Raw genomic sequence first — 14,498 nt, 5'->3', positions numbered from 1 at the left:
AACTAACGAAATTTATTATTTTCATAAATTAATATATATCTAAATAACAATAACTTACAAGCATTTTATTGGCCATGACGCTTTGGTTACGTTTTTTTGTTTACTATTGCCCATAGTTTGGCATCACCCTACTTAATACTGGTATCAGAAATACTAAACATTAACCATAAGAATATCGGGATTAAATTAAGACGATAGTCTTATAATGCTGACAAAAAAAACCCTCCTTATCATCAGCTGATAAGGAGGGTTTCTTGTTTAAGACACTATTAATGTCTTACTACACTTTGCATTATAAGAAAATAATCTTGAACAATAATATAGCAGTCAAAATCCAGACAGCGATACTGATATCTGCAAACTTGCCTGCAATTGCTTTTACAGCCGTAAAGGTAATAAAACCAAGTGCGATACCGTCAGCGATAGAGTATGTAAGCGGTGTGAATAGCAATACCACGACCACTGGTGCTGCTTCTGTTAAGTCGCTCCAATTAATGTCCTTTAGGGTACCCATCATAAGTACGGCTACATAAAAGATAGCGCCAGCCGTTGCATAAGCTGGAATCATACCTGCTAATGGCGAGAAGAAGATACTGAACAGGAATAGCACACCTACCGTAACAGCCATTAAGCCTGTACGGCCACCTGAGGCGATACCAGAGATACTCTCAATATAACTGGTTGTCGATGAAGTGCCCAGTAAAGAACCCGCTACTGTCGCGGTTGAATCAGCGAGTAGTGCCTTGCCCATATTCGGGATATTGCCATCTTTGTCCGTTAGCTTTGCTTGGCTAGTGGTAGCAATCAAAGTACCAGCAGTATCAAACAAATCGACAAATAAGAAAGCAAATATAACACTGATCATGCCCACATCAAATGCACCAGCAATATCTAACTGCATAAGCGTCGGTGCAATAGAAGGCGGTGAAGAGATGATACCTGTGAACTGTGTATAGCCCATTAATAAGCTAATCAGTGCAACCAATAAAATACCAATGGTTACCGCACCTGGGACTCTCTTGTAAGACAGGCCAATGATAACAACAAAACCTAGTGAAGCCATGACAGGACCGAATGATGTCATGTCACCAAGACCAACTAAAGTTGCATCATGATTGACGATGATGCCTGCGCTTTGCAATGCAATAAACGCCAAGAACGCACCAATACCAGCAACTACGCCGTTCTTGAGGGATGTTGGAATAGCATTAATAATTGCTTCACGAATCTTAAATAGACTCAATAGTACAAAGATACAACCAGACAAGAACACCGCACCTAGCGCTGTCTGCCATGCGTAGCCCATACCAAGCACCACACCATAGGTAAAGAAGGCATTAAGACCCATACCTGGTGCGAGCGCAACTGGTAGTCGGGCGTAGATACCCATGATGAAACAACCTACTGCTGCTGCTATACAGGTCGCTACAAATACGGCCCCTTTATCCATACCTGCATCGGCTAAGACGTTAGGGTTGACAAAGATAATATAAGCCATCGTCAAGAACGTGGTTATACCAGCGATGATTTCTGTTTTGATCGTGGTATTTTCACCATTAATCCCAAAATAGCGTTCAATTGCATTCATAAGTGTCGCCCCCGACTGGATAATAAAAAGTCATCATTACCTAAAATTAAACATGACCTCAGCGAAAAAATAACGATGCCACAATAAGAATAATGTAGTAACAAAGCGTAACATATTAGACCAGTTATCTTACAAACTCAATCGTTGATGATGTCTATCTCGTACAAAATAGGATTTTGAAAGACTTCAAGACTATCGGTCAGAAAAGCCACATGAAAAGCTATATATAGTCATGCTGCCCTACGCTATTCGAAAAACTACTTTCTATTCGCTGTTAATTTAACATTCGGTTTGAGTCATGAGTTTTAGGTAATAAGTATTTGCTCGGTCATTATCCATGTTATTCAACTAGCTATTGAATGAATCAATAGCAGCCCACCTAAATAGTCGTTTAACACATTAATAATGACCTTTCTCTCATTTAGAAGTAAACTAGGGGGTTATTATACCGATACCTAAATCGCGATACTTACTGTTGCAGCATTTTTCTAAGCACAGTTACAAATTTTTAGTAAAGAAACGTGCTGCGTGTTAAATAATAAAAAGTAAATAGTGTTTGTTTAGGGGTTGTCTGGTTCGGATACCACTATTCCAGCCAGCTGTTATCAATTATTCGTGAGTCCATTACATGCCTGAATCATTAAATATTGTCGATCTTATTACCCAAGCCAGTCTATTGGTGCAGATTGTGATGGCACTATTGTTATTAGCTTCTTTGCTCAGCTGGGTTATTATCTTTCGCATGAGTGCTCGACTTGGTACAGCCAAAAACTTTGATCAACAATTTGAGACTTGGTTTTGGTCAGGCGAAGACTTGGCCAAACTATATCAAGGCATTCAAGGCTCTCCTGATCGTCAGGGACTTGAGCAGATTTTTTATGTGGGCTTTTCAGAATACCTAAGAATGCATAAAAAGCGTCAACCTAAAGACGACATTATCGATGGTGTTGAACGCAAGCTACGCGTCGGCCTAGGTCGCCAGCAGCAATTGCTAGAGTCGGGACTGACGACGCTAGCCAGCATTGGCTCCGTTGCTCCGTACATCGGATTGTTCGGTACAGTGTGGGGCATTATGAATGCCTTTTTGGGACTGTCTCAAACTGAGCAAGCTACCCTCGCCTCTGTCGCTCCCGGTATCGCCGAAGCACTGATTGCCACAGCCATGGGTTTGTTTGCCGCTATCCCTGCGGTATTGGCATACAACCACTTCACAGCAAAATCGAGCCAACTATATGACTCGCGTGCCTTATTTTGTGATGAGATGACGGGCATGCTGCAGCGTGAGACCAGCGTACAAGCACCTATTAGCAAAGAAACCCAAGTTAATGCAGGTCAGGTGACAGGGCTATGAAACCAAACCCCTACGGCCGTGAAAAAAAAGCTCTTAATGCAGAAATGAACGTCGTACCTTACATTGACGTCATGCTGGTGCTACTGGTGATCTTTATGGTGACAGCGCCGATGCTGATTACAGGCGTCGATGTTGATTTGCCAAAAGAACAAACCAATACCATGAGTCAAAGCCAATTACCTGTGATTGTCTCGTTGACTGACAAGGGTGATATTTTTATCAGTTATGAAAGCAATGTTGACGTGCCTGTAAGTGAGCCTGAGCTGATTAATACATTATCTAACCTACAGTCTCAGAGCGATAATAGTAATGCTGAGCCAGTACAGGTGATGATCAATGCCGATCAAAACAATCAGTATGGTGCCATCATGACGCTCATGGCAACTTTGCAGCAAGCAGGTATCGAAAAAGTTGGATTACTGACCGGTGCGCCTCTACCCACGCCTTCTTTATAGTGATAAATATCCTTTAGTAAACGTTTCATATCATAATAGCTAATCCTAGTAATCAATCTGACAAATCACGTTCATGAGTATCCTTACCATGCATAATGCTCCTGCCGTCTATGTACCTACCGAACCAGAAAGCAACGGCCTAACATTGCCTACGTTGCTAAGCTTACTGGCGCATGGCCTTGTCATTGGCATACTGGTTTATAACTATCAAACCACTGAAGTTGAGATTGCTGGTAGTATTGAGACGGTCATGGTATCCCCTGAGCAACTTGCTGAAATGCAAGGACAAATACTGGCCAACCGTGCAGCAGCTAGCGCAATGCAGATGGATAGTAGCACTAGCGACTCGTCTAGTAGTGCCCAGCCAGAAATATCTGGTAGTAGCGTCAGTGCGCAAAATTCAAGTCAGTCAAGCTCTCAGCGCGTGCCTGTATTTACACGATCTGAGGAGCCAGCTGGTCAACCCATACTGATGAGCGAAGACCATCAACAACGTCTGCTTGAGCAAAATCAAGAGTATGAGCGCAAAATGGCTGAGTGGGCAGCACAACTAGACGAATCCGCTATGGAAGAGCTTGACCAAGTCGATCAAAGCAAACGCGACCAGCTCATAGAAGAACAAAAAAGACTGGGAGAGTTTCGTCAAAAGCAGAACAATCCACCAAAGATAAAACGTCCCACTGCTAGCGATCGCAATATTGAGATTGATACTGCCGGCTCTGGCAATGCAGGGAAAACCTTTAGCCTATCAGATGGGCAGTCTACTATGTCTGGTGATACGTCAACCTCTAGTACGTCCAAGGGCAGTAGTCGCTCTGCATCCAGTGGCAGTCGCGGTGCCAGCAACAGCGAAATCATCAACTTAATTAAGCGCAACTATACGCCGCCTACCGCCGCGCGAGGCTCTACCCAACGTGCCACCCTGACCATCACTGTCAATGCAAATGGCGATGTAATCAATGTGACCGCCTCTGGACCTGATAGCACGGTCAATGAAGCGGCAAGACAAGCGGTACTCAATACTGGCAGTCTCCCAATTGATGCTGATGACCCTAAATACCCGACTTTTACCATACAATTTAAAGGCAGCAATTAATCAGTTGCTAGCGTCTTGTATTATTGATAACGTGATGTTAAGCGGCTTTTATCGCATCGTTTTTTCATCTAAATACTTGCCTCATCGACTATAAAAATGACTATCATATTAATTTTAGGAGCGCCATTGACCCATGTATACTCATAAAAAACTACTAGCCTCTTTACTTGCGGGTAGTTCAGCATTGCTTATCTCGCAAAACGTGCTCGCAGCCCCTGTCGTATTAGAATTGGACTATGAGATTCCTGTCCAACAAAACCAAGTCGCGTTTGTACTATTCGCAGGCGATTCTGTTTTGTCCCCTATTATTTTAAATGATTTGAATAATACAGAACTAAAAGTCACCAGCCAAAACCTACCGCAGCAGCCACGCAGCAGTAGCGAGCTGGCAGGCACACTGCCAGTATGGCAAAGTATGGGCATACCTTATTTGGTCGTCGGCAGCACTCGTACCAATCGCGGCAAAATCGTCACCGATTATGAGGTCATCGATGTCAAATCTGGTCGCGTGATAGAAGGCAAGCAAAGCCTAACCGCTGACAATAACAGAGAAAGCATGCGCTACGCCGGTCACGTCATCGCAGATAAAGTCTATGAGCTGATTACTGGCATTCCAGGGGATTTCTCAGGGCGTATTGCTTATATAGAAGAAACAGGCACTGGCAAACAAAAAGTCTCTCGTCTAAAAGTGATGGATGCTGATGGTGAAAACGCCAAAACCATCACTGAGGTAGCAGGCTCTATCTTCTCACCAGCATGGTCACCTGATGGCAACCGTATCGCCTACTCGGTACAACGTGAGAAATCATATCCTGTTATCTACGTGCAAAACGTCAGTGGCGGCGGTGCAACTGCTCTGACGCCTTTTTCAGGTAGTAACCTAAGCCCCTCGTTCTCTCCTGATGGTAGCAAGATATTATTCTCTAGTAGTTTTGAAGGTAGCGCTGATATCTATGAGATGAGTGCCAGCGGCGGTACACCTAGAAGGCTTACCAATTTACCAAGCAGTGAAGTACAACCAAGCTATGCACCAGACGGCAAATCTTTCGTTTTTGTCAGTGATAAAACTGGCTTTAACAAGCCGCAAGTCTATCGCTACGAGTTTGCCACGGGACAAACCATTAAAGTTTCAAATGGAGGTTATGCGACCAGTCCACAGTTTAGCAGTGACGGTACACAAATTGCCTTTTTGAGTGGACGCTCAGCGGCTATTATGAATAGCAATGGTGCTATCACTACCAATCTTGGCAATACAGGTATCGACGAAGCACCAAGCTTCTCACCAAACGGTAAACGCGTGGTCTACGCCTCGACCCAAGGCGGCAAAGGGGTGCTGACCATCAAATCTCTCAATGGTGGCGAAGCGTTTGGTAAATCAGGGCAAGGCGTTATCCGCTCACCCGTATGGTCATCAAGCCCAAAGTAGCAATTTTGGTTATAGTGGAATAAATATTAAGCAAGCAAAATTGAAATGCCCCAATCATAGTCGTTATGGTTGGGGCTTTTTTTGATTAAAAAAACAGTAATAGAGAGGCCGATAGGTCTTAGTACTTATTCGTTCTCAATGGTCAGCACCCCTCTTCTTTGATCTGCTTTCCAATGTTACCTAACCCTCCCTCCTTCGTAACAAACCTGTAAACGCACTAGTATCAAAAAAAACATTGCAATGATTTGTATTTTACCTATACCCTAAATAGACCTGACTAATTGGTCAGGTTGTTCAAATATTAGCCAACATATATTAGTTATTTCTATTAATTATCTTACAGACGGATGCGTACACTATTGTTTACATCGATAAAAAACAAGTCAAGGATTGGGTTAAGACTTTGATCTCGTGATCTACCACATTGTCTGATATCTACAGTTAAGCGGGTGCTAAGCAGTTATTTTAGGAGGAAACCACCATGAGTGAAAACGTTCCAGCGAATACCGATTTACTGTATAGACTGCACGACCGCCCCAACCCTATCAAAGCATTCTTAGGTGCCATACAGCACGTACTTGCTGCTTTCGTTGGTATTATTACCCCTTCATTAATCATCGGTGGCACTTTAGGTCTAGGGGAACATATTCCTTATCTTCTTAGCATGTCGTTGATCGTATCTGGGGTAGCGACTTTTATTCAAACTCGAAAAATCGGTCCCATCGGCTCTGGCCTTATGGCACTGCAAGGCACCAGCTTTGGATTTTTGGCAGCGGTACTGACGGCAGGATTTGTGGTAAAAAACCGCGGCGGTGGTCCAGAAGAGATTTTATCCGTTATTTTTGGTGTTTCATTTCTCGGTGCATTTGTTGAGATATTTTTGAGTCAATTTATCACCAAACTCAAATCATTTATGAGCCCTATTGTTACTGGCTGTGTGATTGTCACGATTGGTTTGTCCCTAACAAAGGTAGGTCTCACTGATTTGGCAGGTGGGTTTGGTGCTGAGGATTTCGGTAGTATTCCAAACCTACTCTTAGGTGGTGGCGTACTCGTCAGTGTGGTGCTCATTAGCATTATTAACAATAAGGTTATTCGCTCAAGTGCTATCTTTATCGGTCTGATGTTAGGCTTGCTCGCTGCCGTATTTATGGGGCGCATTGATTTTTCATTGGTGTCTGAAGCGGATTTTTTCACCGTTCCCATTCCCTTCAAATATGGTTTTGGTTTTGATTGGCAGGCATTTATTCCCATTGCCTTTATGTACATCATTACCAGTATTGAGACCTCGGGTGATTTGACCGCTACCTCAATGATATCAGGTGAACCGATCAAAGGCCCTCTCTATGAGAAACGCATCAAAGGCGGTGTACTAGGAGATGGTGTTAACTCTCTGATTGCGGCGATATTCAATACCTTCCCTGTGACAACCTTTAGCCAAAACAACGGTGTGATCCAGATGACGGGTATTGCCAGTCGGTATGTGGGTTTCTATGTGGGCGGTATTCTATGCCTGATGGGGCTATTCCCCGTCCTTGGTGCTATTTTTACCCAATTACCGAAGCCTGTTGTTGGCGGCGTCACGCTACTGATGTTTGCGACGGTAGCGACTGCTGGTATTCGTATCTTATCTACCGTGCAATTCACGCATCGTAATGTCTTAATCATTGCCACCTCACTGGGTCTGGCAACGGGTATCGCCTTTGTCCCTGATGTACTGTCACAAACGCCCCAGTTCTTTCAGAATATCTTTGGCTCAGCGGTAACGATGGCAGGGATTGTGGCCATCACCCTTGATATGATTTTACCTCAAAACTATGGCATCGAGTTTGATACCAAAGCACAGCATGCAAAAGACAAATTAGAACCAACGCAAGAAGTCGCTTAATGCTAAACACAAGCTAGGGCTGAACATATCGAAGTGTTTCGCCGTAAACGAGGTGCACAGAAAAATAGAAACAATCTGTGCACTTCGCTGATTAAGCACCTGACTTATTAAATAGGCACCCTGTCAAATAGGCACCTTTTCAAATAGCCATCTTGTCATCATTCAAGGCCACAGCCTTTTAAAATAAAAGGCACCAGAAAGTCTGCCGCACGTGCTTCATCTGCTGCGTCATACGCCGTCTTATCCATTAATCCAACGATTTCAATCTCGAATTCAGCATAACGTTGGGTAGTCGCCCAAATCAAAATCAGTAGTTGTAGAGGATCAGTAATCCCAATTTTGCCTTGCTTGTGCCACTCTTTCATTACCTGTGCTTTATCGTGTACCCACTCCTTCATCGTAGTGGACATAAATTCATGCAAATGCGGTGCACCGCCGATAACTTCAATCGCAAACAATTTATGGCGACTTGGATTGACAAAGGCTTGATGTAGCTTGGTACGGACGAATTTTTCGATGACTGTTTTTGGGTCGCTATCTACTGTAATGGTTACCAAACCTTCGTTCCATTCTTGAATGATCGAACGCAGCACTGCCATGTAGAGATTCTTTTTGTTTTTAAAGTAGTAGTGAACATTGGCTTTAGGCAAGCCTGCTCTATCGGCAATACCCTGCATCGTAGCGCCGCGATAGCTTTGGAGCACAAACTCTTCTTCAGCTGCCGCTAAGATAAGCGCTTGGTTCTGTGCGCGAATGGCTTGTTGGCTACGGTGCGAGGGCGTATCAGTCACTGAGGTTTCTTCCTTTTGATTATTTTGAGTCATAGCAGTGGTATCTCACTTTAAGAGACAGGTTCGACAAAATAGTCGCTATATTTTGCTGTGTATTCTTGTATAAATACATAGATTTGATCAGCATAACCTGTTAAATAAAAATATTTCGCATAAAACAGTTGACCAATTAGTCAGGTTTTAGCAAAATGGGAACTGTAAATCAATTACGCCGTCATTAATCACTTCTTGCCATACGTTTTGGACGGCTAAAATATCAGTGTTTCCTTAGCAAATCTGTTTCATATTGTCAGTTCACTATAACTTGAAATTATGCAAAGCGTATATAAGCGCTAAAGGTCTGACTACGAACACATAGATTACTGGCTTTTGTTTTCAAGCCAATTAATAGCTGCTAGCTTAATCAAATCATCTATGAAGCTGAAGCAACCGCTACTTATCAAAATTACTGCTTGTACCTATAAGTTTATGCAAATAATCATAAGGTATAAACCTCTATCAAACATTTATCGCCCAATACAGATAACGGGCTACCCTATTAGAAAAGGATGTCATCGTGAGCTTAACCTTAGCGCAATTCAACGACCTATCACAAGAAGTCGCCATCGCTCAGCTATTGACTTGCTGCACCAGTAAAAGCTGGGCCTATAAACTTGCAGTCGCCCGCCCTTTTGCAGACTTTGATGTACTGTTAGCAAGTAGCGACGCTATCTGGGACAAAGTACAAAACGATGAGGCTAGCCTATTAGAAGCGTTTGATGGGCATCCGCAAATCGGTAACGTGGCATCTCTAAAAGAAAAATACCGCAACACACAAAGTAGCGCTGCACACGAACAATCAGGCGCTAACGATGCAGCAGATGAGGTGCTCAAAGCACTTGCCAAAGGCAATCGAGACTATCTCGATAAATTTGGTTTTATTTTTATTGTCTTTGCGACGGGTAAAAGCGCGCAGCAAATGCTGGATCTGTTATTAGCGCGCCTGCCTAATGATCGTGCCACTGAACTGCTCAATGCAGCCGCTGAGCAAAATAAAATTACGCGTCTACGTTTAAATAAATTGCTAGGTAATGCTTCGACAACCAAATAGTAGTCGCAGAGTTAGGCTAGTATTTTAACCCGATTTATATTTCTCACAAATTTAAAGGAAGCATTATGTCTGCCACCCTATCATCACATATCTTAGACACTCATCTTGGCAAACCTGCGGCTGATGTCGCCGTTACCTTACACCGCGTACAAGACAATGGTGTCGCCACATTACTAGCGCATGGTACAACCAATAGTGATGGCCGTGTCACACCAGACGCTTGGCAGTTTGATACAGCCATCGATAGCACAGAGCGTCAGCTAAATATTGGCCGCTATACCGTAACGTTCGATACTCAGTCTTATTTTGATGCTCAGCAGCTAACAGCATTTTACCCGCAAGTGGTTATCGACTTTGTAGTAAACGATGCCAGTCATTATCACGTGCCGCTTCTGCTTAGTGCGCACGGTTATAGCACTTATCGCGGATCGTAGCTTTGGTGCTGTTTAGCTCTCTGCTTTGTTTTTAGCTTGCAAGAAATACTATCAAAAGAAATTACCAAGACATTTTATTAAGACACTGTCATATTAAAGGACATTTATTACATGGGCGCCTATCTTCTCGAATGGTTGAGTTTATTTTTCCGCTGGTTTCATGTTATCGCTGGGGTCGCATGGATTGGTGCATCGTTTTATTTTGTGTGGCTAGATCTAAGCCTACGCAAACCGCCACAGTGGAAAACAGACAAAGGCATTTCAGGTGATCTTTGGGCTGTCCATGGCGGCGGGTTTTATGAAATTGCCAAATACAAACTCGAACCAGAAAAGATGCCAAAGACGCTACATTGGTTTAAACGGGAAGCTTATACCACTTGGCTGACGGGTGCGGCGATGATGTCTATCGTCTATTATGCCAATGCAACTGCCTACCTAATCGACCCAAGCAAAGTACCTTTTACTAGTATCGGTGCCATTGCTACCAGCTTGCTTTTCTTATTTGGTAGTTACTTCATTTATGAAGTAATCGTGCGCAGTCATTTGGGTAAAAACGCGTTTATCTTTAGTACGCTAATTTTTATCTTACTGGTCATCGCGAGCTGGGGCTCTTATCAGCTTTTTAGTGATCGCGCCTCATTTATACATATTGGTGCTATCTTGGGCACGGTGATGGTAGGTAACGTATTCTTCGGTATTATGCCAGCTCAGCGCGCACTCGTTGACTGTGTGCGGCGCGGCGAAAAGCCTGGTAAAGAAGTGGCTGAATTGGCATTACAAGCCAAAAATCGCTCACTGATGAATAACTATTTTACCCTACCGCTTATCTTTACCATGATCAGCAACCATTACCCAATGATGTATGCTCATGAGAAAGGTTGGTTGGTATTGGTCTTCGTCGGTATCATTACCGCGACTGCCCGTCATTACTTTAACCAAAAGCACTTAGGTCATAAAAAACCACGCTATTTGGTCATTCCAGCTGTATTAACTGTATTATTAATTATCTGGATGCGACCTGAGCCGATTGATCCAGCGCCTGCAATGCCTGCTACTGCCTCAGTAGCACCTACGACAACTGATAGCATCCCCACAGCTACAAGCACGACTACTGACTCAGGCACTGATACCGTTGCTAATGCTCATACCAGTTCTAATAGTAGTGCTAATAACAGTGTTATCACTGATGCAGCTACTGCTGAAGCCGTACCAGTGAGCGCGTCAGCAGATGACGCCATGATGGATGTCGTGCATACGCGCTGTAGCACCTGTCATGCGGTACAACCGACACAGCAAGGCTTTGCCGCGCCGCCAGCAGGAATCATTTTGCAAACACCAGAAGACTTAAAAATTCATAAAGCGAAAATCGTCACTGCGGTACAGACTGGCTATATGCCGCTTGGTAATATTACTCAGCTGACGGATGCCGAGCGCCAACAGCTCGTGGCCTATGCCTCATCACTTTAATTTTTTATAAAAAATAACTGTCCTTTACGAGCAATATTTTAATAAATATCTAAGGCTCTAAGCGATATAGGAATATAGATAATGAGCAAAAAAATTACCAGTGACTTTGATATCAGTACGTATCCCCGCGACCTAAAAGGCTATGCTGGCAACCCACCAAAAGCGAACTGGCCAGGTGGCGCAAAAATCGCCGTACAGTTTGTATTAAACATCGAAGAAGGTGCAGAAAATAGCGTCATCCATGGCGATGGTCAATCAGAGCGTTTTTTGTCTGATATTTTAGGCACACCAGAATTTAACAACCGTCACCAGTCTATTGAATCTGCATTCGAATACGGTAGCCGTGTCGGCGTATGGCGTGTGCTAGATGTCTTTAAAGATTATGGTATTCCTATCACCACGTTTACCTGTGCCGCCGCTGCTGAAAAGACCCCTCATATTATCGAGCGTGTATTAGAAGACGGTCATGAGATTGCCAGTCATGGTCTACGTTGGATTACTTATCAGGATATGTACCGTGAGACGGAGCGTGAACACATTCGCTGCGCCACCCAGATATTTAAACGTATGCTAGGCGGACAACCTCTCGGCTGGTATACAGGACGCGATAGTCCAAATACTCGTGAACTGGTCGCCGAGCAAGGCGGCTATACCTATGACTCTGACTCGTACGGTGATGAGTTACCGTATTGGCTCAATGTAAAGGTCCAAGATGGCAATCTGATCACGCGCAAGCCGCACTTGGTCATACCTTATAGCCTCGAGACCAATGACATGCGTTTTTCTTCTAGCCCAGGATTCACTCATGCCGAACCATTTTATCAATATCTAAAAGACAGCTTTGACACCTTATACGAAGAAGGCGCACATACCCCTAAAATGCTGACCATTGGCTTGCATTGCCGCATTATTGGGCGTGCAGGACGCATCAAAGCACTAAAGCAGTTTTTGCAATATATCACCAATAAGCCCGACGTATGGATATGCCGCCGTGATGATATCGCTAAACACTGGTACGAAAACCATCCTGCTACGTCAGACAACACTGCTAACTGGATGTAAGCTTAGGCTATCGTCCTAGTACTCGTTCTGCTTAGCTGAGCGAGTGCGAATTGGCATAGATTAATATATAAAATAAGCCATACGTTATTAATAAACACCATTATTAAAAAAGGAATCATTGTGAGTCAACACACTTCAGAAGTTGGACAAATTATCTCCGCAAATAATCTACCTGATACCCTGCCAGCATTTACCAAAAAATCAAACGTCGCTGACAGTCGCTTGGGGGCAAAATCACTGTTCGCCACCGATGATTTCTTTGCGGATAAAAGCCGTATTCTAAATCCTGATGCGCCTATCTTTGTCGTGGGTAAGTTCGATGACAACGGTAAGTGGATGGACGGCTGGGAAACTCGTCGCAAGCGCCACTTGGGTTACGATTATTTAGTTATCCAGCTTGCGCGCCCAACCAAAGTGACTGGTCTCGATATTGATACCAGTCACTTTACAGGTAATTTCCCATCTTCCGCCAGTGTCGATGCCTTGTACGCGCCAGAGCTACTGCAGCAAGATGAAACTGAACTTACCAGTCTAAGCAAAGAAGATTGGGATGGTAAAAAATGGCAGGCGCTAGTGGGTATGACTCCACTACAAGGTCACAATCATGAGCTTATCGAGATTGATCATGGACAAACGGTAACCCATATTCGTTTGAATATTTATCCAGATGGTGGCGTTGCCCGACTACGGGTTTATGGTGATATTCAACTTGACGCTAGTCTGAACAAACAGAGCGAAATGCTCGATTTGGCAGGTGCGCTAAATGGTGGTCGTGCTATTGCCAGTAACGACGCGCATTTTGGTGCTGCTAGTAATTTACTATTGCCGACTAAAGCGCCTAATATGGGAGATGGCTGGGAGACTCGTCGTCGCCGTGAACCAGGTAACGATTGGAGTATCATTGCGCTAGGCCAAGCAGGTATCGTTGATTCTATCGAGATAGATACTGCTCATTTTAAAGGCAATTATCCTGATAAAGTCTCGATTCAAGCCGTCTACTCACCAAATACACCAGAGCAAACCTTAGTGACTCAAAGCATGTTTTGGGATACCTTGCTTGAACCACAAAAAACCAGTGCTGACGACGTTCATCACTTTGGCAAAGACAAGCTTCAACTTGATACACCCATTACTCATATTCGGGTCAACATCTTCCCAGATGGTGGCATTAGCCGTGTTCGCGTGTATGGCAAAATTGCTGAGGCTAATATTGATACTGGTACTGATGTTGATAGTAAAGAGGCAAAATAATGAGTGTCACTCTGACAGCCAAGCCTTTGACCAAGGCAAATTTTGCACCTTACGGCTCGGTCATTGAGCGCTATAGTATTGATGAACAAACCGCTGACAATACTTATGAGATCAATAATGGCTATGCGGTTCGTCATCATGCACTTGCCGAAAGCAAGCTTGATGGTGGTTCAGTTGGCATGAGTATCTTTCGAGCCAAGAAACGTGAGAACCCTATTGCGCTCTCGGTCATGGAATATCATCCGCTTGGAACACAGGCATTTGTATCCATGGAAGGCCAAGACTATATAGTCGTCGTTGCTAAAGCTGGTGTGCCGCCGCAGTCTGCTGACGATCTGGCCGTGTTTTATGCGAAATCTCACCAAGGTGTACAGTACGATGCTAATGTCTGGCATCATCCTCTACTCGCGCTTGGGCGTGACAGTGATTTCTTAGTTATTGATCGTATCAATGGCGAGGGTAATAACTGTTATGAGATTGATATCACGGATTGGCATGTGTCTATTGAATTAGAAAACGTCAGTTAGAAAATGAACACCGCCAAGCTATCCCATAAGCACAAATCAAACCAATAAAAGCCCCGTTTATGTTTAACATAA

General features: G+C 43.8%; 13 protein-coding genes. 11 read left to right on the top strand and 2 right to left on the bottom strand.

Annotation, left to right across the window (positions count from 1 at the left end):
- Positions 1-292 precede the first annotated feature (292 nt).
- Positions 293-1,588, bottom strand: coding sequence for an NCS2 family permease (locus tag CXF62_RS02820; RefSeq protein WP_101204806.1), 1,296 nt, complete (start codon positions 1,586-1,588; stop codon positions 293-295).
- A 628-nt stretch (positions 1,589-2,216) separates the two neighbouring features.
- Between CXF62_RS02820 and tolQ the strand changes: the two genes are divergently transcribed.
- From tolQ to CXF62_RS02795, 5 genes are all read left to right on the top strand, one after another.
- Complete coding sequence (tolQ, locus tag CXF62_RS02815; RefSeq protein ID WP_102092824.1) at positions 2,217-2,939, top strand: protein TolQ; 723 nt, start codon at positions 2,217-2,219, stop codon at positions 2,937-2,939.
- Positions 2,936-3,394 carry a protein TolR gene (gene tolR, locus CXF62_RS02810; RefSeq protein ID WP_101204804.1) on the top strand — a complete coding sequence of 153 codons (459 nt, stop codon included), beginning with the start codon at positions 2,936-2,938 and terminating at the stop codon, positions 3,392-3,394. The genes tolQ and tolR overlap by 4 nt, the downstream gene beginning before the upstream one ends.
- Before the next feature lie 73 nt (positions 3,395-3,467).
- Positions 3,468-4,490: a cell envelope integrity TolA family protein gene (locus CXF62_RS02805; protein ID WP_228153141.1), complete on the top strand. Its 1,023-nt coding sequence runs from the start codon at positions 3,468-3,470 to the stop codon at positions 4,488-4,490.
- A 133-nt stretch (positions 4,491-4,623) separates the two neighbouring features.
- Positions 4,624-5,916, top strand: a complete 1,293-nt coding sequence (locus tag CXF62_RS02800; RefSeq protein ID WP_102092822.1) for a PD40 domain-containing protein — start codon at positions 4,624-4,626, stop codon at positions 5,914-5,916.
- 481 nt (positions 5,917-6,397) lie between these two features.
- Positions 6,398-7,804: a nucleobase:cation symporter-2 family protein gene (locus CXF62_RS02795; protein WP_102092821.1), complete on the top strand. Its 1,407-nt coding sequence runs from the start codon at positions 6,398-6,400 to the stop codon at positions 7,802-7,804.
- Between the two features lie 158 nt (positions 7,805-7,962).
- On the opposite strand, the gene CXF62_RS02790 is transcribed toward CXF62_RS02795, so the two are convergent.
- The gene (locus CXF62_RS02790; RefSeq protein ID WP_102092158.1) at positions 7,963-8,628 is read right to left on the bottom strand and encodes a TetR family transcriptional regulator C-terminal domain-containing protein; all 666 of its coding nucleotides are present in this window, start codon (positions 8,626-8,628) and stop codon (positions 7,963-7,965) included.
- A 523-nt stretch (positions 8,629-9,151) separates the two neighbouring features.
- On the opposite strand from CXF62_RS02790, the gene uraD reads away from it, so the two are divergent.
- The 6 genes from uraD (at position 9,152) to CXF62_RS02760 (ending at position 14,426) form a co-directional block, all read left to right on the top strand.
- The gene (uraD, locus tag CXF62_RS02785; RefSeq protein ID WP_102092820.1) at positions 9,152-9,685 is read left to right on the top strand and encodes a 2-oxo-4-hydroxy-4-carboxy-5-ureidoimidazoline decarboxylase; all 534 of its coding nucleotides are present in this window, start codon (positions 9,152-9,154) and stop codon (positions 9,683-9,685) included.
- 65 nt (positions 9,686-9,750) lie between these two features.
- Entirely contained in the window at positions 9,751-10,119 is a 369-nt protein-coding gene (gene uraH, locus CXF62_RS02780; protein ID WP_057759601.1) for a hydroxyisourate hydrolase, read from the top strand.
- A gap of 111 nt (positions 10,120-10,230) precedes the next feature.
- A complete protein-coding gene (locus CXF62_RS02775) occupies positions 10,231-11,586 on the top strand; it encodes a urate hydroxylase PuuD (RefSeq protein WP_102092819.1) in 1,356 nt (451 codons plus the stop codon).
- Positions 11,587-11,667: 81 nt separating this feature from the next.
- Positions 11,668-12,648, top strand: a complete 981-nt coding sequence (gene puuE / locus CXF62_RS02770) for an allantoinase PuuE (RefSeq protein WP_102092818.1) — start codon at positions 11,668-11,670, stop codon at positions 12,646-12,648.
- A 120-nt stretch (positions 12,649-12,768) separates the two neighbouring features.
- Complete coding sequence (alc, locus tag CXF62_RS02765; RefSeq protein WP_416220482.1) at positions 12,769-13,899, top strand: allantoicase; 1,131 nt, start codon at positions 12,769-12,771, stop codon at positions 13,897-13,899.
- Complete coding sequence (locus CXF62_RS02760; RefSeq protein ID WP_102092817.1) at positions 13,899-14,426, top strand: ureidoglycolate lyase; 528 nt, start codon at positions 13,899-13,901, stop codon at positions 14,424-14,426. Before alc ends, CXF62_RS02760 begins: the two co-directional genes overlap by 1 nt.
- Positions 14,427-14,498: the final 72 nt, after the last annotated feature.

The sequence above is a fragment of the Psychrobacter sp. MES7-P7E genome (assembly GCF_002863645.1).
Lineage (GTDB): Bacteria > Pseudomonadota > Gammaproteobacteria > Pseudomonadales > Moraxellaceae > Psychrobacter.
Note: the sequence above shows the minus strand (reverse complement) of the source record. Positions and strands in the feature narration are given on the sequence as shown.